This is a genomic window from Kitasatospora sp. NPDC056446 (assembly GCF_042796115.1).
In the GTDB taxonomy this organism is placed as follows: domain Bacteria; phylum Actinomycetota; class Actinomycetes; order Streptomycetales; family Streptomycetaceae; genus Kitasatospora.
In genome coordinates this window covers 136,957-156,485 of the sequence record NZ_JBHTRF010000002.1, presented here as the reverse complement: position 1 = coordinate 156,485, position 19,529 = coordinate 136,957, and the positions used below count along the sequence as shown (strand labels likewise).

The window sequence follows — 19,529 nt, the reverse complement described above, 5'->3', positions numbered from 1 at the left end:
CCCGGGCCACCGGCCGGACCGCCCGCGCCGTCGGCCGACCGCCGCGGAGAGGAGCCAGGTGTGTACCGGGCAGGCGACCACGAAGGATCCGGTCCGCACTCGTCGACCCGCGAACCGGGCGACCGCACGCCGCTGACCGCCGCGAGCCGGGCGCTGTGGCTCGCCCAGCAGTTCGCGCCGGACTCGCCGAGGTTCAACCTGGTGCGCCGCTTCGAGGTCCGCGGCCCGCTCGACCCGGAGCTGTGGCGCCGGGCGGTCCGGCAGGCCCACGCCGAGAGCCAGGCCTTCGAGGTGCGCCTGGGCGAGGACGCCGACGGCCCGTACCAGGAGTTCCTCGGCCGCTCGAACGCCGGCTGGGACGTGGTCGACCTGTCCGGCCGGGCCGACCCCGAACTGGCCGCCCACCGGTGGATCGCCGACCGGATGGGCACCACGTACGACCTGCGCAGCGGGCCGGTGGGCGAGGACGTGCTGCTCAGGCTCGGGGCCGGCCACTGGTTCTGGTACAGCAGCTACCACCACGTGCTGACCGACATCCAGGGCCTGGCCATCCTCACCGAGCGGATCAGCACGGTCTACAAGGAGCTGGCCGCGGGCACCGGGCCGGTCGGCCGCCCGCTGCCGTCCTCGCTGCTGCTGCCCCTGGAGGAGGCCGACTACCTGGCCTCGGAGCAGTACCGGACGGACCGCGCGTACTGGCTGGAGCGGATGGCCGACCGGCCCGAGCCGGTCACCGTGGCACCCCGCGCCGCCGACCGGACGGGCGACGTGCTGCGCGCCCAGACCCTGCTGGCCCCGGCCTGCGCGACCGCCCTGCGCAGGCTCGCCCGGCGCCGCCGGACCGACTGGACGGCGGTGGTCGCGGCCGGGGTCGCCGCCTACCTCGGCGGGCTGAGCGGCCACCAGGACCTGGTCCTCGGGCTGACCGCCACCGTCCGGCGCACCGACGCGGCCCGCCGCACCCCGGGCATGCTCGCCAACGAACTGCCGCTGCGGATCCGGCTGGACCCGGCGGCCACGGTGGGCGGGCTGATCGACCACGCCTCGGCGCGGCTCGGCGAACTGCTCGCCCACCAGCGCTTCCCGCACGAGCACATCCGCCGCGAGCTGGGCCTGCGCGACGCGGGGGACCGGCTGTTCCACACCGCGCTCAACCTGGTGCCCACCGGCGACCGCACCGAACTCGGCGGCTTCCCGGCGACGGTGACCGGCCTCAACGCCGGGCAGGTCCCCGACCTGGTCCTCACCCTGTTCCCCGATCCGTCCGGCGGGCAGCAGGTCCGCCTGGAGGGCAACGAGGCCCGCTACGACCAGGCGGACCTGGACGCCCACGCCGTCCGGCTGACGGCCTTCCTGCGGCGGCTGGCCGAGGCCGACCCGGACACCCCGTCGGCCCGGCTCCAGCTGGCGACGGAGGTCGAGCAGGACCGGGTGGTGAACGACTTCAACGACACCGAGTGGCCGACCGAACGCGCCACCCTGCCGCAGCTGTTCGAACGGCAGGCGGCCCGCACCCCGGACGCCGACGCGGTGGAGTACGAGGGCCGCACCCTCACGTACGGCCGGCTCGACGCCCGGGTCAACCGGCTGGCGCGGATGCTGGTCGAGCGCGGGGCGCGGCGCGGCGGCTTCGTCGCCGTCGCCCTGCCACGCGGCCTGGACAACCTGGTGGCGCTGCTCGCCGTGATGAAGGCCGGCGCCGTCTACTTCCCGGTGGACCCGGGCTACCCCGCGGACCGGGTGGCCGGGATGCTCGACGACGCCCGGCCCGACCTGATGGTCACCCGGCACGCCGACGGGCTCCCGCCGTACGGGGGCCTGCCCGCCCTCCACCTCGACGACGCCGGGGTGGCGGCCGCGCTGGACGCCGCCGGCCCCGGCGAGCCCGCGCCGCCGACCGCGCCGACCCCGGCCGACATCGCGTACATGATCTACACCTCGGGCTCCACCGGCCGCCCCAAGGGCGTGCTGGTGCCGCACACCGGCCTGGCCGACTTCGCCGAGTCCCAGCCCGGGGTGCTGGCGCTGCGCGAGGGCGAGCGGGTGCTGATGATCAGCTCGCCGAGCTTCGACCCGTCGATGTGGGAGCTGTCCGTCTGGCTGATGAGCGGCGGCTGCGCGGTGATCGCCCCGCCGACGCTGCTGCCGGGACCGCAGCTCGCCGGGTTCATCGCCGAGCACCGGGTCAGCTGTGTGGGCACCGTGCCGTCGGTGCTGGCCGCCTTCCCGCCCGGCTCGCTGCCGGACGACCTGGTCATCGCGGTCGGCGCGGAGGCGCTGCCCGCCGAACTGGTCCGCCGCTGGGGCGGCGCGCACCGGCTGCACAACGTGTACGGCGCCACCGAGAGCACCGTCTTCACCACCATGACCGGGCCGCTGACCGGCCCCGGCACACCGTCGATCGGCACACCGCTGCACAACGCCCGGGTATACGTCCTGGACGCCCTGCTGCGCCCGGTGCCGCCCGGCGTCACCGGCGAGATCCACCTCGCCGGGCCCGGCGTCTCGGTCGGCTACCACCGCCGGCCCGGCCTCACCGCGCAGCGCTTCGTCCCCGACCCGTGGGGCCCGCCCGGCAGCCGGATGTACCGCACCGGCGACAACGGCTCCTGGGGGCCGGACGGCAGGCTGCACTTCGCCGGCCGAGGCGACCACCAGGTGAAGATCCGCGGCTTCCGGGTGGAGCCCGGGGAGGTCGAGTCCAGACTCACCGCGCACCCCTCGGTCGCCCGGGCCGCGGTGGCGGCCCGCGCGGCGCAGGGCGGCGCGCGCCGGCTGATCGCCTATGTGGTGCCCGCGCCCGGCGCCGTCGTCGAGCCCGCCGAACTGCGCGCCTGGGTCGGCCGGACCCTGCCGGAGCACATGGTACCCGCCGCGGTCGTCGCCCTGGACGCCTTCCCGCTCACCTCCAACAACAAGATCGACCGGGACGCGCTGCCCGAGCCCGACATCCGCGGCGGCGCCACCCGCAGGCCGCCGCGCACCCGCACCGAGACCGTGCTGTGCGAGCTGCTGCACGAGGTGCTCGGCGCCGAGGAGATCGGCATCGACGACGGCTTCTTCGACCTCGGCGGCGACTCCATCACCGCCGTGCGGCTGGCCGCCCGGGCGGTCGACTCCGGGCTCGCGATCACCCCGCAGGACGTCCTGACGTACCGCACCGCGGCCGCCCTGGCCGCCGTCGCCGACGGCGGGCAGGCCGCGGACCCGGACCGGTCGCTGCTGACCGACGCCGGCGGCCCGGCCGAGGACCTGCCGCTGACCCCGCTCCAGCAGGGCATGCTGTTCCACTCGCTGTACGCGGACGACGCCGGCGCCGACCCGTACATCGGCCAGATGGTGTTCGAGCTGACCGGCGGGGTGCGGCCGGACCGGCTGCGCGCCGCCTGCGAGGCCCTGGTCGCCCGGCACGACGCGCTGCGCGCCCGCTTCGCGCTGGACGCGCTCGGCGAGGCCCGGCAGGGCATCCCCGCCGAGGTGGCGCTGCCCTGGGCCGAGCACGACCTGCGCGGGCTCGGCGCCGAGGAGCGGCAGCGGCGCACCGACGAGCTGCTGGCCGCCGACAAGGCGACCCGCTTCGACCTGGCCAGGCCGCCGCTGCTGCGGTTCGCGCTGATCGCCACCGCCGACGACCGGCACCTGCTGGTCTTCACCAGCCACCACGTGCTCTTCGACGGCTGGTCCGTCGGGATCATGCTGAAGGACCTGTTCGCGGCCTACTCCGGGACCGACGGGACTGACGGGACTACTGGGACCATCGGAACCACCGGGACCGCCGGGCAGGCCTCCGGAACCGCTGAGCCGGAGGCCGAGCCGGCCGCCGGGACCGCCGGGCCGGCCGCCGGGCGGGTCTCCTTCGCGGCCTACCTGCGCTGGCAGGAGCGCCAGTCGGGGGAGGCCGCCGCGCGGGCCTGGCGGCGGGCGTTGGCCGGGGTCGAGCAGCCCTGCCTGGTCGCCCCCGGGGCGCCGCCGGCCGGCGGGATGCCCGCGCTGCTCCGCCGGGCGCTGTCCGAGGAGCTCACCGCGGACCTGGGCCGCGCCGCCCGGACGGCCGGCCTCACCGTGAACACCGTCTTCCAGGGCGCCTGGGCGGCGCTGCTGGGGCAGCTGACCGGCCGGGACGACGTGGTCTTCGGCACCTCGGTCTCGGCCCGGCCGCCGCGGCTGGCCGGGATGCAGGACCTGGTCGGCCTGGTGATGAACACCGTGCCGGTGCGGGTCCGGCTCGCCGCCGAGCGGTCGCTGTCCGAGTCGCTCACCGAGGTGCAGGCCGGGCAGGCCGCGCTCGGCGCGCACCACCACCTGGGCCTGGCCGAGATCCAGCGCGGCCTCGGGATCGGCGAACTCTTCGACACCACCATGGTGTTCGAGAACGCGCCGGCCGACCGCGAGGCGATCCGCCGCGCCCTGCCGGGGCTGGAGATCGCCGTCGCGGAGTCCGACCGTACGGGTGTCACCCACTACCCGCTCAGCCTGATCGTCCACCCCGGGCCGCGGCTGCGCCTGGAGCTGACCCACCGCGCCGACCTGTACACCGCCGAGCAGGCGCGGGCACTGCTGGAGCGGCTGGAACGCTACCTGCGGGCCTTCGCCGCCGACCCCGGACTGCCGCTGGGACGCGTCGGGCTGGTCGCCGCCGAGGAGCGCCGGGCGCTGCTGGAGGCGTGCAACGGGACCGCCGTGGCACACGAGGGGGGCACCCTGCACGGGCTGTTCACCGCCCAGGCCCGCCGCACCCCGGACGCCGAGGCCGTGGTGTACGGCGAGCGCCGGGTGAGCTACGCCGAACTCGACGCGCTGTCGGGCCGGTTGGCCGCCGCCCTGGCGGCCGGGGGGATCGGCCCGGGCGACGTGGTCGCGGTGGCGCTGCCGCGCGGCGTGGACCTGGTGGTGGCGCTGCTCGCGGTCCTGCGGGCCGGCGCCGCCTACCTGCCGCTGGACCCGGAGTACCCGCCGGAGCGGGTGCGGGCGATGACCGAGGACGCCCGTCCGGCGCTCACCCTGGACGGGCGGAGCTTCGCCGAGCTGTCCGCGCGCGAGAGCGCGGGGCCGGCGCCGGACCGCGTGCTCGACCCGGTCCACACCGCGTACGTGATCTTCACCTCCGGGTCCACCGGCCGCCCGAAGGGCATCGTGGTCGCCCACCGGGGCATCGTGAACTACCTGCGCTGGATGCAGCGCCGCTTCCCGCTGGCACCCGGTGACCGGGTGCTGCAGCGCACCTCGGTCAGCTTCGACCCGTCGGTGTGGGAGATCTTCTGGACCCTGCACGTCGGCGCCACGGTGGTGGTCGCCCTGCCGGAGGCCGACCAGCGCCCCGGCTACCTGCCGGAGCTGATCCGCGCCGAGCGGATCCACACCGCGCAGTTCGTGCCGTCCACCCTGGAGCTGTTCCTGCTGGAGCCCGGTGCCGCCGGGTGCGACAGCCTGCGCCGGGTGTTCTGCGGCGGGGAGAAGATGACCGCCGGTCTGGTGGAACGTTTCGGCAAGGCCAGTGGGGCGAGCCTGCACAACCTGTACGGGCCGACCGAGGTCTCCGTCTACACCACCACCTGGCAGGCCGGCGCGGAGACCGGCACCGCCGACGTCCCGGTCGGCAGCCCGGCCGACAACCTGCGCGTCCACCTGCTGGACGCCGCCCTGCGCCCCGTCCCGGTCGGCATGCCCGGCGAGATCTACATCGCCGGCACCGGCGTCACCGACGGCTACACCCGGCGCCCGCTGCTGACCGCCGAACGGTTCGTCCCCGACCCCTACGGCCCGCCCGGCACCCGGATGTACCGCACCGGCGACCTCGGCGTGCGCCGCCCCGACGGAGCGGTGCGCTACCTCGACCGCGCCGACCACCAGGTGAAGATCCGCGGCCACCGGATCGAACTCGGCGAGATCGACTCGGCGCTGTCCGCCGTCCACGGCATCCGGCAGGTCGCCACGGTGGTCCGCGAGGACGTCCCCGGCAGCCCGCGGATCGTCTCCTACGCGGTCCCCGAGCCCGGCGCCCTGCCCGACCCGGACACCGCCCGCAAACAGCTCGCGGAGCAGCTGCCCGACTACATGGTCCCGTCCGCGATCGTGCCCCTGACCGCCCTGCCGCTCACCCCCAACGGCAAGCTCGACCGGGCCGCCCTGCCCGCCCCGCAGGCCGTCCGGCGCGAGCGCCGCGAACCGCGCACCGACCGCGAGCGGCTGCTCTGCCGCCTCTTCGGCGAGGTGCTCGACGGACAGCAGGTGGGCATCGACGACAACTTCTTCGACCTGGGCGGCGACTCCATCGCCTCCACCCGGCTGGCCGGCCGGGCCCGGATCGCCGGCCTGTCCCTCACCCCGCGGGACGTGTTCCGGCACCGCACCGTGGCCGCCCTGGCGGAGGTCGCCACCGGGATCGAGCCCGAGGCGGCCGTCGCCCCGCCCGCGGCGCCCCGGCTCGAACTCGACGCCGACGAGCTCGCCGAACTCGAAGCGCACTGGAGAAGTGGGAAATGAAGCCGACCTCGTTCGACGCGATCTGGCCGTTGACGCCGCTGCAGGAGGGCATGCTCTTCCACGCCCTGTACGACGGCGGACAGGAGGGCGTCGACCACTACAACATGCAGCTCCCGATCGAGCTGACCGGCCCGCTGGACCGGGCCGCGCTGCGCCGCGCCTGCGAACAGGTCCTGGCCCGGCACCCCGCGCTGCGCGTCGGGTTCCTGCAGCGCCGCTCCGGCGAGCCGTTCCAGGCCGTGGCCTCGCAGGTGGAACTGCCGTGGGCCGAGGTCGACCTCACCGGACACGACCCCGCCGAGCAGCAGGCCCGGCTGCGCCGGACGCTCACCGAGGAGCGCCACCGCCGCTTCGAGACGACCCGGCCGCCGCTGCTGCGCTTCACCCTGGTCGCGCTGGCCGCCGACCGGCACGTCCTTGCCCTCACCAACCACCACATCCTGCTGGACGGCTGGTCGATGCCGGTCGTCGTCGAGGACCTGTTCCGGATCCTGCACCACGGCGACGCCGCCGCCCTGGACCCGGCGGTCTCCGTCGGCGACTACCTCGGCTGGCTCGGCGCCCGCAACCGCGGCGCCACCGAGGCCGCCTGGGGCAAGGCACTGGCCGGCCTGGAGGGCCCGACCCTGCTCGGCCGCGGCGCCGACCCGGCGGGCGGCGGCGTCGCCCAGCGACGGATCCGCCTGGAACTGGACGAGCGGCGCTCCCGCGCGCTGGCCGGGGCCGCCCGCGACCGCAACCTCACCGTCAACACCGTGGTCCAGGGCTCCTGGTCGCTGCTGCTGTCGCTGCTGACCGGCAGCGAGGACGTCGTCTTCGGCTGCACCGTGGCCGACCGCCCGGCCGCCGTCCCCGGCGTGGACCGCATCGTAGGCCTGCTCATCAACACCGTCCCGGCCCGCGTCCGGATCGACCGCGCCGAGCCGTTCGGCGCCCTGCTCGACCGGATCCAGGACGAGCAGGCCGGACTCGCCGAGCACTCCTGGCTCGGCCTCGCCGACATCCACCGGATCAGCGGCCACGACACCCTCTTCGACACCACCGTCGCCTTCGAGAACTTCCCGCTGCCGGCCTCCGCCCGCGGCGTCGACGTCGCCGGTCTGCGGCTCGCCCTCGCCGGCGAGGCCGTCGAGGAGGTGCCGGAGGGCACCCACTACCCGCTCAGCCTCGCCGTCTTCCCCGGCCCGACCACCGTGTTCGAGCTCAACTACCGGGCCGACCTGTACCCGGAGGAGCGGGCCCGGGCCCTGCTGGACCGCCTCGGCCTGCTGGTCGGACACGCCGTCGAGCGGCCGGACACCCCGGTCGGACGGCTGCCGCTGCTGACCGAGGAGGAGCGGGTCCGGATCGACCGGGCCGCCGCCCCGGCCCCGGTCGCCACACCGCCCGGCACCCTGGTCGACCTGTTCGAGGCCCAGGCCGCCCGCACCCCCGACGCGCCCGCGGTCGGCTGCGGCGACGAGCGGCTCACCTTCGCCGAACTCAACACGGCCGCCAACCGGCTGGCCCGGCGGCTGGTCGCCCGCGGCGCCGCCCCCGAGCGGCCCGTGGTGATGGCCCTGCCGCGCACCGCAGGGGCCGTCGTCACCCTGCTGGCGATCCTCAAGTCCGGTGCGGTGTACGCGCCGGTCGACCTGGAACAGCCCGCCGAGCGGATCGCCGCGGTCTTCACCGACCTGCGCCCGCACCTCGTGGTCACCACCGGCGCGGCGGCCGCCCGGCTGCCCGAGGGCACCGAACGGCTGCTGCTGGACGAGCTGCCCCCGTCGGGGAACGGCACCGACCTCGCCGGCACCGACCTCACCGACGCCGACCGGCTCGCCCCGCTGCGCCCGGAGAACCTGGCCTACACCGTCTACACCTCCGGCTCCACCGGCCGCCCCAAAGGCGTCGCCGTCGAGCACCGGTCGCTGGCCAACATGTTCCACAGCCACCGCGTCCACCTGTTCGAGCCGGAACAGGCCGCGGCCGGACGCCCGTTGCGCGCCGCGCTCACCAACTCCCTGGTGTTCGACGCCTCGTGGAGCCAGCTGCTGTGGATGGTCGGCGGCCACGAACTGCACATGATCGAGGAGGAGCTGCGGGCCGACCCGCACGCCCTGCTCGACCACGTCACCCGCCACGGCATCGAGGTGCTCGACACCACGCCGAGCTTCGCCCGCCGGCTGGTCGACGAGGGGCTGCTCGGCCCGGACCGCACGGTCCGCGTCCTCGCCCTCGGCGGCGAGGCCGTCGACGAGGCGCTGTGGCAGCGGCTGCGCGCCGTCGAGGGCCTGTCCGGGTACAACCTGTACGGGCCGGCCGAGTGCACCGTCGACCCGATGTACGCCCGCCTCGCGGCGCACCGGCACCCGGTGATCGGGGGCCCCGCCGACAACCTGCGGGCCCACCTGCTGGACGACGCTCTGCGGCCCGTCCCGCCGGGCGTGACCGGCGAGCTGTACCTCGCCGGGGCCGGGCTGGCGCGCGGCTACCTCGGCCGGCGGGCGCTGACCGCCGAGCGCTTCGTCGCCGACCCGTTCGGCGGCCCGGGCACCAGGATGTACCGCACCGGCGACCGCGCCCAGCGGGACGACGACGGCACCCTGGTGTTCCTCGGCCGCACCGACGACCAGATCAAGATCCGCGGCTTCCGGGTGGAGCCGGGCGAGATCGAGGCCGTGCTCGCCGCCGACCCCGGGGTCCGGCACGCCGTCGCGGTGGCCCGCGAGGACCACCCGGGCTCGCCGGTGCTGGTCGCCTACGTGGTCGCCGCGCCCGGCGCCGCCCCGGACGGCGAGGCGCTGCGCGCCCGGGCCGCCGCCGTCCTGCCCGGCTACATGGTGCCCACCGCCGTGGTCGTCCTGGACGAGCTGCCGACGACCGTCAACGGCAAGGTGGACAAGGCCGCGCTGCCCGCCCCCCGCTTCGAGGGCGGCGCGGGCGGCGAGCCGCGCGACGAGCGGGAGGAACTGCTCCACGGGCTGTTCGCCGAGGTGCTGCGGGTCGAGCGGGTCGGCATCCACGACAACTTCTTCAACCTGGGCGGCGACTCGCTGCTGTCCATGCGCCTCTCCGCGCTGGCCCGTCGCGCCGGGCTCGCGCTGAGCCCCCGGGACGTCTTCCTGCACCGCACGGTGGCCGCCCTGGCCGCCGCGTCCGCCCCAGCCGCCACGTCCGGTGACACGGGCAGCGGGGGCACGGGCAGTGGGGACGCGACCGCCGAGCAGCCGACTGAGGGCCCGTTGCTCGACCTGACCGCCGAGGAGCGCGCCGAGCTCGGGGCCGCCCACCCCGACGCCGTCGAGGTGTGGCCGCTGACCGCGCTCCAGCAGGGCATGAGCTTCCACGCCCTGCTCGCCCCCGACCGGGTCGACCCGTACATCACCCAGCAGGTCTTCGACCTGGACGGGGAGGTGGCGCCCGCCGCCCTGCGGGCCGCCTTCGCCGCGGTGCTCGCCCGGCACGCCAACCTGCGCGCCCGCTTCGTCCGGCTGCGCTCCGGCCGGGCCGTCCAGGTGATCCCCGAGCGGGTCGAACTTCCGTGGCAGGAAGCCGACCTGAGCGGCCTGGCCGCCGAGGAGCAGGCCCGCCGGGTCGAGGAGCTGGTGGCCGGCGAGCACGACCGGCCGTTCCCGCTCGGCACCTCCCCGCTGCTGCGGGCCCTGCTGGTCCGGCTCGCCGACCACCGCCACGTACTGGTCGTGACGGACCACCACATTCTGCTGGACGGCTGGTCGGTGCCGCTGTTCTACCGCGAGGTGTTCACCGCGTACGCCGCGGGCGGCTCGGCCGAGGGGCTGCCGGAGCCGGTGCCGTTCCGCCGGGTGCTGGCCTGGCTGACCGGCCGGGACGGCGCGGCGGCGGAGCGGGCGTGGTCCGGGGCCCTGGCCGGGCTGGACGAGCCGACGCTGGTCGCCCCGCACGCCGACCTGTCCGTGCTGGCCGCGCAGGGCACCGCCCACGCGGTCCTGGACGCCGGTGCCTCCGCCCGGATCACCGCGGCGGCCCGCGCCGCCGGGATCACCGTGAACACCCTGCTGAACGGCGCCTGGGCGATCGCCCTGGAGCGGCTGACCGGCCGCGCCGACGTCGTCTTCGGCGCCTCGGTGTCCGGGCGCGCGCCCGAGCTGCCCGGGATCGAGGACGCGATCGGCCTGGTCATGAACACCGTGCCGTTCCGTGCCGTGCTCGACCCGGCGGAGCCGCTGGCGGACGCCCTGCTGCGGCTGCAGACCGAGCAGTCCGAGCTGATCGCCCACCACCACCTCGGGCTGCCCGCTATCCAGCGGGCCGCCGGACTCGGCGAACTGTTCGACACCATCGTCGGCTTCGAGAACGCGGGGACCGACCACGCCGGGACCGGCCGCACCGGGACCGACCATGCCGGTACCGACCACGCCGGGACCGGCCGCACCGAGGCGCGCCGGCCGGTACCGGGCCTGGGCATCGGACTGCGCGAGCCGTCCGTCCCCGGTTCCGCCCACTACCCGCTGCGGCTGCTGGTGCGCCCGGGCGAGCGGCTGGACGTCAAGCTCCACTACCGCACCGACCTGTACGACGAGGCCGAGGCGGACGACCTGCTGGCCTCGGTGCTGCGGGTGCTGGAGACCTTCGCCGAGGCGCCGCGGACCCCGCTCGCCGCACTGGACCCGCTGTCCGCGGCGACCCGGGAGACCGTCCTGGAGCGCTGGGCCGCCACCGCCCCCGCCGCGCCCGCGGCCACCATCCCGGCGCTGTTCGCCGAGCGGGTCGCCGAGCACCCCGGGGCGCCGGCCGTGCTGACCGGCACCGAGGAGCTGAGCTACGCCGAACTCGACGCCCGCGCCAACCGGTCGGCGCGCGTCCTGCTCGCGCACGGGGCCGGTCCGGAGCGGACCGTGGCGGTGCTGATGCCCCGCACGGCGGAGCTGGTCACCACCATCCTGGCGATCTGGAAGAGCGGCTCCGTCCACATGCCTGTGGACACCGACTACCCGGCCGACCGGATCGGGTTCATGCTCACCGAGGCCCGGCCGGACCTGGTCCTGGCCGCACCCGACGCGGTCGGGAAGGTCCCGGCCGGGCTGCGCGACCGGGTCGTCACCACCGACCTGCTCACCGCCCCGGCGGACACTCCGTCCGGCGAGGTGACCGACGCCGAGCGCGGCCGCCCGCTGCTGCCCGGCTGCGGCGCGTACATCATCTTCACCTCGGGCTCCACCGGCCGCCCCAAGGGCGTCCTGGTCACCCACACGGGCCTGGCGAGCTTCCTGGCCACCCAGCGGCGCCACCTGGACCTCGGCCCCGGCCGCAAGGTGCTGTGGTTCGCCTCGCCGAGCTTCGACGGCGCCATGGGCGAGCTCAACACCGCGCTGCTGAGCGGCTCCTGCGTGGTCGTCGGCAGCTACGAGGAGATGCTGCCCGGGCAGCCGCTGGCCGACTGGGTGGCCCGGACCGGGGTGGGGACCCTGACCGTCCCGCCGTCCTCGCTGGCCGCGATGGCCGACGGCAGCCTGCCCGAGGGGATCACCGTCGTCACCGGCGGCGAGGTCCTGCCGCCCGAGCTGGTGGCCCGCTGGGCCCCGGGCCGGCGGATGCTGAACATCTACGGCCCGACCGAGACGACGATCATCGCGACCGTCGGCGGACCGCTGGAGCCCGGCGTCGCCGTGTCGATCGGCGTCCCGGTGGTCGGCGCCCGGATCCGGGTCCTCGACCACTGCCTGCGCCCGCTGCCGGCCGGGGTGCCCGGCGAGGTGTACATCTCCGGTGCCGGCCTGGCCCGCGGCTACCTGCACCGGCCCGACCTCACCGCGAGCCGCTACGTCGCCGACCCGTTCGGCGAGCCGGGCACCCGGATGTACCGCACCGGCGACCTCGCCCGCTGGCTGCCGGACGGCCGGCTGGACTACGTCCGCCGGGCCGACGACCAGGTGAAGCTGCGCGGCTTCCGGATCGAGCCGGGCGAGGTCGAGGCCGTGCTGGCCGCCGACCCGGCCGTCCGGCACGCCACCGTGCAGCTGCGCGAGGACACCCCCGGGTCGCGGCAGCTGGTCGCGTACGTGGTCCCGGCCGGGCCGGACGGCACCGACCCGGCCGCGCTGCGCGAGCGGGTCGCCGCCCACCTGCCGGAGTACATGGTCCCGGCCGCGGTGGTCGAGATCCCCGAACTGCCCACCACGCCGCACGGCAAGCTGGACCGGGCCGCGCTGCCCGCCCCCCGGTTCGCGGCGGCCGAGGGCAGCCGGGCGCCGCGCACCCCGCGCGAGGAACTGCTGCTGCGGCTGTTCGTCGACGTGCTCCGGGTCGAGCGGATCGGCATCGACGACAGCTTCTTCGCGCTCGGCGGCGACTCGATCATGTCGATCAAGCTGGTCACCGCGGCCCGCGAGGCCGGCCTGGAGATCTCCCCGCGCGACGTCTTCACCCACAAGTCCATCGCCGAACTGGCGGCCGCGGTCACCGAATCGGCGCCGGAGGGCGCCGCCGAGGAGGCCGAGGAGCCGCTCATCGCCCTCGAACAGGACGAACTGGACGAGTTCATCAGCCGGTTCGCCGAAGAGGACTGACCGACCCGGGTGGAGGAGCACCGGGACCCTGCTCGGCCCTCCGCCCGTGACACCGCCCCGTCGCCCGCCCCGCGCGGACGGCACAGGACCATCTGCCCGCCCCCGACCGAATCCGGTCAGAGAACAGCGAGGGAATGCCTGATGATCCGTCAAGAACTGTCCACTGCCACCGCTTTGACCCCGCCCGGGGGCCGGTTGGCCGAGTACTCCCTCAGTGCCGGCGAGGCCGCCGAACTCGCCCGCGCCGCCCACAAGATCGCCGACGACTGCGGCAACCCGCTGGACGAGGAGTTCTACGACCGCGCCTGGCAGTTCGACCGGATGCTGCCGGTCGGCCTCCAGGCCTTCCTCGCCGACTTCCGCCGCCGCGAGCCCTCGGCCGCCTGCCTGGTGCACGGCCTCCCGGTGGACGACGCCCGGATCGGCCCGACCCCGGCGCACTGGCGCGACGCCATCACGGTGGAGAAGGCCCGCACCCAGGAGGCCATGCTCGCCCTGGTCGGCCTCGCCCTGGGCGAGCCCTTCGGCTGGGCCACCCTCCAGGAGGGCAGCATCATCCAGAACATCCTGCCGATCCGCGGCGACGAGGACCGGCAGAGCGGCTACGGCAGCGAGGCCCTGCTGGAGTTCCACACCGAGGACGGCTTCCACCCCAACCGCTGCGACTACCTGGTCCTGCTCGGCCTGCGCAACGCCGACGCGGTGCCGACCATCGTGGCCTCCGTCCGGGACGTCCGGCTCGACGACCGCACCCGGGAGGTGCTGGCCCAGGACCGGTACCACATCCTCCCCGACACCGAGCACATCCGGCAGTTGGAGACCTCGGACCCGGACCACCCGGCGCTCGCCAAGCTCCGCCGGATGGCCGACGACCCCACGCCCACCAGCGCGCTGTTCGGCGACCGCCTCTCCCCGTACCTGCGCATCGACCTGCCGTTCATGCGCTGCGTCGGCGACGACCGGGAGGCCGCCGGGGCCCTGGAGCGGCTGATGGCCGAGCTGACCAGGGTCCAGCAGGAGGTGGTGGTCGGCCCCGGCACCCTGCTGGTGGTGGACAACTACCAGGCGGCGCACGGCCGGCGCTCCTTCAAGGCCCGGTACGACGGCACCGACCGCTGGCTGAAGAAGATCACCGTCAGCCGCAACCTGCGCCGCAACCTGGCCGGCTACGCCCCCGACCGGCACCGGGTCATCGTCTGACCCCCGGGCCCGACCCGGACCCCGCACCCGCACCCCGCACCCGCACCCCGCACCTGCACCCCGCACCCGCACCCCGCACCTGCACCTGCACCCCGCACCCCGCACCCCGCACACCCAGCCGGGACCCGGCCGCTCCGGCGGCCGGGCCCCGGCGCCGTTCGAAAGGCCCCCGCCCATGCGCACAGTCATCGTCTCCGGCGCCTCCAGCGGCATCGGGAAGGCCACCGCCGAGCGGTTCGCCGCCTCCGGCGACCACGTGGTGAACCTCGACGTCGCCAAGCCCGGTGCCCCGGCGGCGGGCCTGGACGGCGGCCCCGGCTCGGTGAGCTTCCTGGAGGTCGACGTCGCCGACTGGCAGGCCGTCAAGGAGGCCGTCGACACCGTGCACGCCGCCCGGGGCGGCCCCGACGTGGTGATCGCCAACGCCGGCGTCAGCATCCGCGCCGGGGTGCTGGAGCTGACCGAGGCCGACGTGCGCCGCGCCGTCGACGTCAACCTGGTCGGCGTGCTGGCCCTGTGGCGCCACTCGGCGCCGTACCTGGTCCAGCAGGGCCACGGCGTGCTGCTCGCCACCGCCTCGGTCAACGGCAGCCGCGGCTACCCGCTCTACGCGCCGTACAACGCCACCAAGGCCGGTGTCGCCTCGCTCTGTCAGACCTTCGCGATGGAGCTCAGCCCGCTGGTGCGCACCGCCTGCGTCACCCCCGGCGCGGTGCTGACGCCGATGCAGCGCGCCGAGTACACCGACGCGATGCTGGACGAGGTCAACGAGCGGATCCCGGCGCGCCGGCACGCCTCCCCGGAGGAGATCGCCGGGGTCTTCCACTTCCTCGCCTCCGACCAGGCCTCGTTCGTCACCGGCCAGGAGTTCGTGGTGGACGGCGGCGAGACGGCCGGCGCCACCACCGCGTTCTTCCCCGGCCCCCTCGCGCCGCAGCCGCGGCCCGACCAGGACGCTCCCGAAGGCGGCCAGTAACCATGGACAACCGTCCCGTCCAGGACCCCGACGAGCTGGACCGGATCGACCTCGTCGACCCGGTCCTGCACGCCACCCGCGACCTCACCGAGGTCTGGCGCCACCTGCGCGACAAGGCCCCGCTGTACCGCCACCGCGAGACCGAGCGCGGCGAGGGCTTCTGGGTCGTCACCCGCAGGGAGGACATGGAGACCCTCTACAAGGACAACGCCTCGTTCACCTCGGCGCACGGCAACATGCTGGAGACGCTGCTGGCGGACAACGACTCGGCGGTCGGCCAGATGCTGACCGTCACCGACGGCCCGGACCACACCGCGCTGCGCGGCATCCTGACCCGGCCGTTCACCCCGCGCGCGCTCACCGCGACCGTGGAGGCGGCCCGCAACGGCGTCCGGCAGCTGATCCTGGAGGCCACCGCGCTGGAGCAGTGCGACTTCGGCCGGGACGTGGCCGCCGACATCCCGCTGGCGGCCATCTGCGACCTGCTCGGCGTTCCCCCGCAGGACCGCCCGAAGCTGATCCCGATGACCTCCGGCGCGCTCGCCGCCACCGACGGCACCCCCACCGCCGAGGGCACCTGGGCGGCCCGCAACGACCTGCTGCTGTACATCTCCGAACTGGCCCGGCTGCGCGCCCGCGAGCCGGGCGAGGACGTGGTCAGCGCGCTGGTCGAGCAGAGCGTCGGCGACCGCAGGCTCACCGTCGAGGAGGTGATCTTCAACTGCTACAGCATCATCATCGGCGGCCTGGAGACCACCCGGCTCGCCATGGTCGGCGGCGTGCACGCGCTGGCGCACCACCCCGAGCAGTGGGAGGCGCTGCGCAGCGGCGCCGTGTCCACCGACGCGGCCGTCGAGGAGATCCTCCGCTGGACCACGCCCACCCTGCACAGCGGCCGGCGGGCCACCACCGACCTGCTGCTGCACGGCGAGTTCATCGAGACCGGCGACATCGTGACGATGTGGAACGGCTCCGCCAACCGGGACGAGCGGGTCTTCGACGCGCCGGACGAGTTCCGGCTGGACCGCGGCAACGCCGGCAAGCACCTGACCTTCGCCCACGGCCCGCACTACTGCATGGGCGCCTACCTGGCGAAGGCCGAACTGGCCGGGATGCTGGACGGGTTGAAGGAGCACGTGGCGCAGATCCGGCCGGCCGGCGAGCCGACCCGGGTCTACTCCAACTTCCTCAGCGGCTACGCCACCCTGCCGGTCACCCTGGTGCCCGCCTGACCTGTCCGACCCGCTCGGCCCGGCTGCCCGGGCGGGGAGGACGGACGAGGGCGGTTCCGACGACACGACGTCGGAACCGCCCTCCGCCGTCCTCCGCTCAGTCCCGCGCGCCGTGCTCCAGCACGGCCTCCAGGCCGAAGTACCGCCGGCTGACCCGGCAGTCCTCCATGACGGCCTCCAGCCCCGGCAGGTACGCCTCCCGCCCGTCCGGCACCACGTCCCGGTCCAGCCGCTGCAGCAGCCGGCGCAGCACCAGGACGAGCCAGCCCGCGTCCGGCGCGGTGCCCCGGTTGTGCAGCCACACCCGTACGCAGGAGGCGGCGGCGTGGAAGACGCAGTGGTCCTCCGCGGTGCGCGAGCCCGCGACCGAGGCGGCGTCGATGCCGTGCTCCGCGACGCGGCCGTACAGCGCGGCCCGGCGGCCGTCCAGCGCGGCGACCGCCTCGGCCAGGTCGTCGGCCTGCCCGGGCGGGCACTCGGCGGCGGCGACCCGGGCCAGCAGGTCCGCGGCGGTGCGCCAGCCCCGGGTGATCTCGTCCTGCCCGTTGGTCGCCAGCGCCAGCCGGTTGCCGTCCGGCTCCCAGACCGGCGCCTCGGCGGAGAGGTCGAACAGCCGCTCCAGGAGCTCCTCGGAGCCCTCGGCGGGCAGGTCGGCGAGCGGGGCCAGCGCGGCCAGCTGGGTGGCGATGTTGAACAGGTTGACGTGGGTGGTGCCCTCGAAGACCGAGGTGATGCAGTGGTCCCGGCGGATCTTCTGGAAGGCGCCGGAGGCGACCAGTTCGCGCAGGTAGCCACGGGCGGCGAGGACCTTCGCCATCTGCTCCAGGGTCTCCTCGCCGATCACCGGCACCAGGTACTTGACCACCGAGGACCACAGCGCGAGCCGGGCCGGGGCGAGGGTGAGCGCCCGGGCGACCGGGACCGCCACGCAGTCGGAGACCAGCAGGTCCAGGTGCGCGTCGACGAGGTGCTGCCGGACCACCGGGATCCGGTAGATCTCGGCGCCGTACAGCCGGCGCTCGTGCGCGTAGTCCAGCCCGATCCGCAGCGCGGCGTCCATGCTGCCCAGGGACATCCCGCCGATCGCGGTGCGGGTGATCTGGAGGGTGCGGACGGTGTCGATCAGGGCGCGGCCGGGCCGTCCGACGACCGCCCCGGCGGCGGGCACCCGGGAGCCGGTGAACCGGATGCCGCTGACGTCGTGGCCGCGCAGGCCGAGGGCGCGGACGACCGGCTTGTGCTCGACGCTGCCGGGGTCCAGGTCCTCCTTGTCGACCAGCAGCAGCATCGGGCCGCGCGGGCCCTGGGCCAGGACCGTGTAGAAGCGGGCCCGGTTGCCGTTGCCGACGGGCCACTTCTCGCCGTCCAGGACGTAGTGCCCGCCGTCCGGTACGGCGGTGGTGGCGCTGGTGGTCAGGTCGCTGCCGACGTCCGCCTCGGAGATGGCGAAGCACAGCTTGTCCCCGGCGGTCACCGCCTCGGCGACCCGCTTCCGCTGCTCGGGCGTCCCCCAGAGCCACACCGGCTGGCAGCCGAGCATGCTGGAGCCGAACATCACCGCCATGGTCAGGTTGCGGCGGGCCAGCGAGCGGGTCACCGCCAGGACCGACTCCAGGTTGAGCATCCGCCCGCCGGCCGCCGCCGGGACGAGCCGCTCCGGCAGGCCCCAGTCCAGGAGCAGCCGCTCCGCGCCGGGCGGGACCTCGTCGAGCTCCTCGTGCTCCACGACCTCGGCGAAGGAGAACGGGCCGGCCGGGTCCAGCGGGTCGCCCAGCAGGCCTTCGAGCTCGGCGGTCAGCCGCCGGGTCGGACGGGGAACGGGAATCGGCTCCATGCCTGGCTCCTGTGCGCGGGAACTCGGAACGCCCGGTGGTGTTCCGGTGCAGTGTCGCCAGGGGGTGCCGGGGCCTTCCAGGCAGGGGCGCAGGCAACTCGTCATGCCTGCAAGTTGCCCAGGGAGTTCCTGGGCTTCCGCGCGGTTCCCGCCCGAGAGTAGCCGGTGTGGCAGGACGTCAATCCGAAGGGGCCCGGCGGCGATGACTACCGAAATCCACGAAGAGCGCGAAACCGTGCTGTTCACCCTGGACCGGACCAGGGAGAGTCTGATGGAGGTCGACGCCGCGTTCAAGGCCAATCTCAACTGGAACTACGGCGAACGGAACAACCGGCTCTGGTCGCTCTACGAGAAGAGCAAGACCGCGCAGTGGAACGCCGCGACCGACATCGACTGGAGCCATGAGGTCCGGTTCGGCTCGCTGCTGAACGAGGGCCAGAGCACGGGACTCCAGAACTTCCGCGGCGAGGGCAGCCCGGTCCCCGAGGAGCTGATCAACCAGTTCCGCTGGGAGTACCTGTCCTGGATGATCAGCCAGTTCCTGCACGGCGAACAGGGCGCCCTGGTGACCACCGCCCGGCTGGTGGAGACCGTTCCCGACATGGAGGCCAAGATCTACGCGGCCGCCCAGGTCGCCGACGAGGCCCGGCACGTCGAGGCGTACGCCAGGTACGTCGACGAGAAGCTGGGCAACTCCTACCCGATCAACCCGGGCCTCAAGTCGCTGCTGCGCGACCTGCTCACCGAGTCCGACTGGGACATCGTCTACCTCGGGATGCAGGTGATCGTCGAGGGCCTCGCCCTGGCGGCGACCCGGCTGGCGGGCACCGGCTTCGGCGAGCCGATCATCACCCAGATCACCCGGATGATCGCCAAGGACGAGGCGCGGCACATCGGCTTCGGCGTGGTCTCGCTCACCGGCATGTACGAGCAGATGAGCGGCAGGGAGCGGGCGGAGCGGGAGGAGTTCCTGCTGGAGTCGGTCTTCCTGATGTCCCGCCGCTTCCTGCTGCGCGAGGTGTGGGAGCGGATGGAGCTGGACGTCGAGCGCGGCATCGCCTTCGCCATGAACGACCCGATGATGTTCGGCTACCGCCAGCTGCTGTTCCAGCAGGTGATCCACATCCTGCGGCAGGTCGGCCTGCTCAGCCCGAAGCTGCGCGACCTCTTCCTGGGCGAGCGGCTCGCCAAGCCGGAGGCCTTCGCGGGCGTCGGCTGACCCGTCGGCTGACCAGTCGGACGGTCCCGCCGGGTGCTCCCCGTCGGCTGACCCG

At 74.9% G+C, this 19,529-nt stretch carries 7 protein-coding genes; 6 read left to right on the top strand and 1 reads right to left on the bottom strand.

Going from position 1 to position 19,529, the window contains the following annotated elements; genetic code table 11:
* Positions 1 to 60: 60 nt before the first annotated feature.
* The 5 genes from ACFQ6N_RS02235 to ACFQ6N_RS02215 all read left to right on the top strand — a co-directional run bounded on the left by ACFQ6N_RS02235 (position 61) and on the right by ACFQ6N_RS02215 (position 16,421).
* Positions 61 to 6,483, top strand: coding sequence for an amino acid adenylation domain-containing protein (locus ACFQ6N_RS02235; protein ID WP_380646281.1), 6,423 nt, complete (start codon positions 61 to 63; stop codon positions 6,481 to 6,483).
* Positions 6,480 to 13,013, top strand: a complete 6,534-nt coding sequence (locus ACFQ6N_RS02230) for an amino acid adenylation domain-containing protein (RefSeq protein ID WP_380646280.1) — start codon at positions 6,480 to 6,482, stop codon at positions 13,011 to 13,013. Before ACFQ6N_RS02235 ends, ACFQ6N_RS02230 begins: the two co-directional genes overlap by 4 nt.
* A 141-nt stretch (positions 13,014 to 13,154) precedes the next feature.
* Positions 13,155 to 14,213 carry a guanitoxin biosynthesis L-enduracididine beta-hydroxylase GntD gene (gene gntD, locus ACFQ6N_RS02225; RefSeq protein WP_380646279.1) on the top strand — a complete coding sequence of 353 codons (1,059 nt, stop codon included), beginning with the start codon at positions 13,155 to 13,157 and terminating at the stop codon, positions 14,211 to 14,213.
* 175 nt (positions 14,214 to 14,388) lie between these two features.
* On the top strand, positions 14,389 to 15,189 hold the full coding sequence (locus ACFQ6N_RS02220) for an SDR family NAD(P)-dependent oxidoreductase (protein ID WP_380646278.1): 801 nt from the start codon (positions 14,389 to 14,391) through the stop codon (positions 15,187 to 15,189).
* Between the two features lie 2 nt (positions 15,190 to 15,191).
* Positions 15,192 to 16,421 carry a cytochrome P450 gene (locus ACFQ6N_RS02215; protein WP_380646277.1) on the top strand — a complete coding sequence of 410 codons (1,230 nt, stop codon included), beginning with the start codon at positions 15,192 to 15,194 and terminating at the stop codon, positions 16,419 to 16,421.
* Between the two features lie 97 nt (positions 16,422 to 16,518).
* Here ACFQ6N_RS02215 and ACFQ6N_RS02210 read toward each other — a convergent pair whose 3' ends face one another.
* Positions 16,519 to 18,255: an acyl-CoA dehydrogenase family protein gene (locus ACFQ6N_RS02210; protein WP_380646276.1), complete on the bottom strand. Its 1,737-nt coding sequence runs from the start codon at positions 18,253 to 18,255 to the stop codon at positions 16,519 to 16,521.
* 202 nt (positions 18,256 to 18,457) lie between these two features.
* On the opposite strand from ACFQ6N_RS02210, the gene ACFQ6N_RS02205 reads away from it, so the two are divergent.
* Positions 18,458 to 19,474 carry a ferritin-like domain-containing protein gene (locus ACFQ6N_RS02205; RefSeq protein ID WP_380646275.1) on the top strand — a complete coding sequence of 339 codons (1,017 nt, stop codon included), beginning with the start codon at positions 18,458 to 18,460 and terminating at the stop codon, positions 19,472 to 19,474.
* Positions 19,475 to 19,529: the final 55 nt, after the last annotated feature.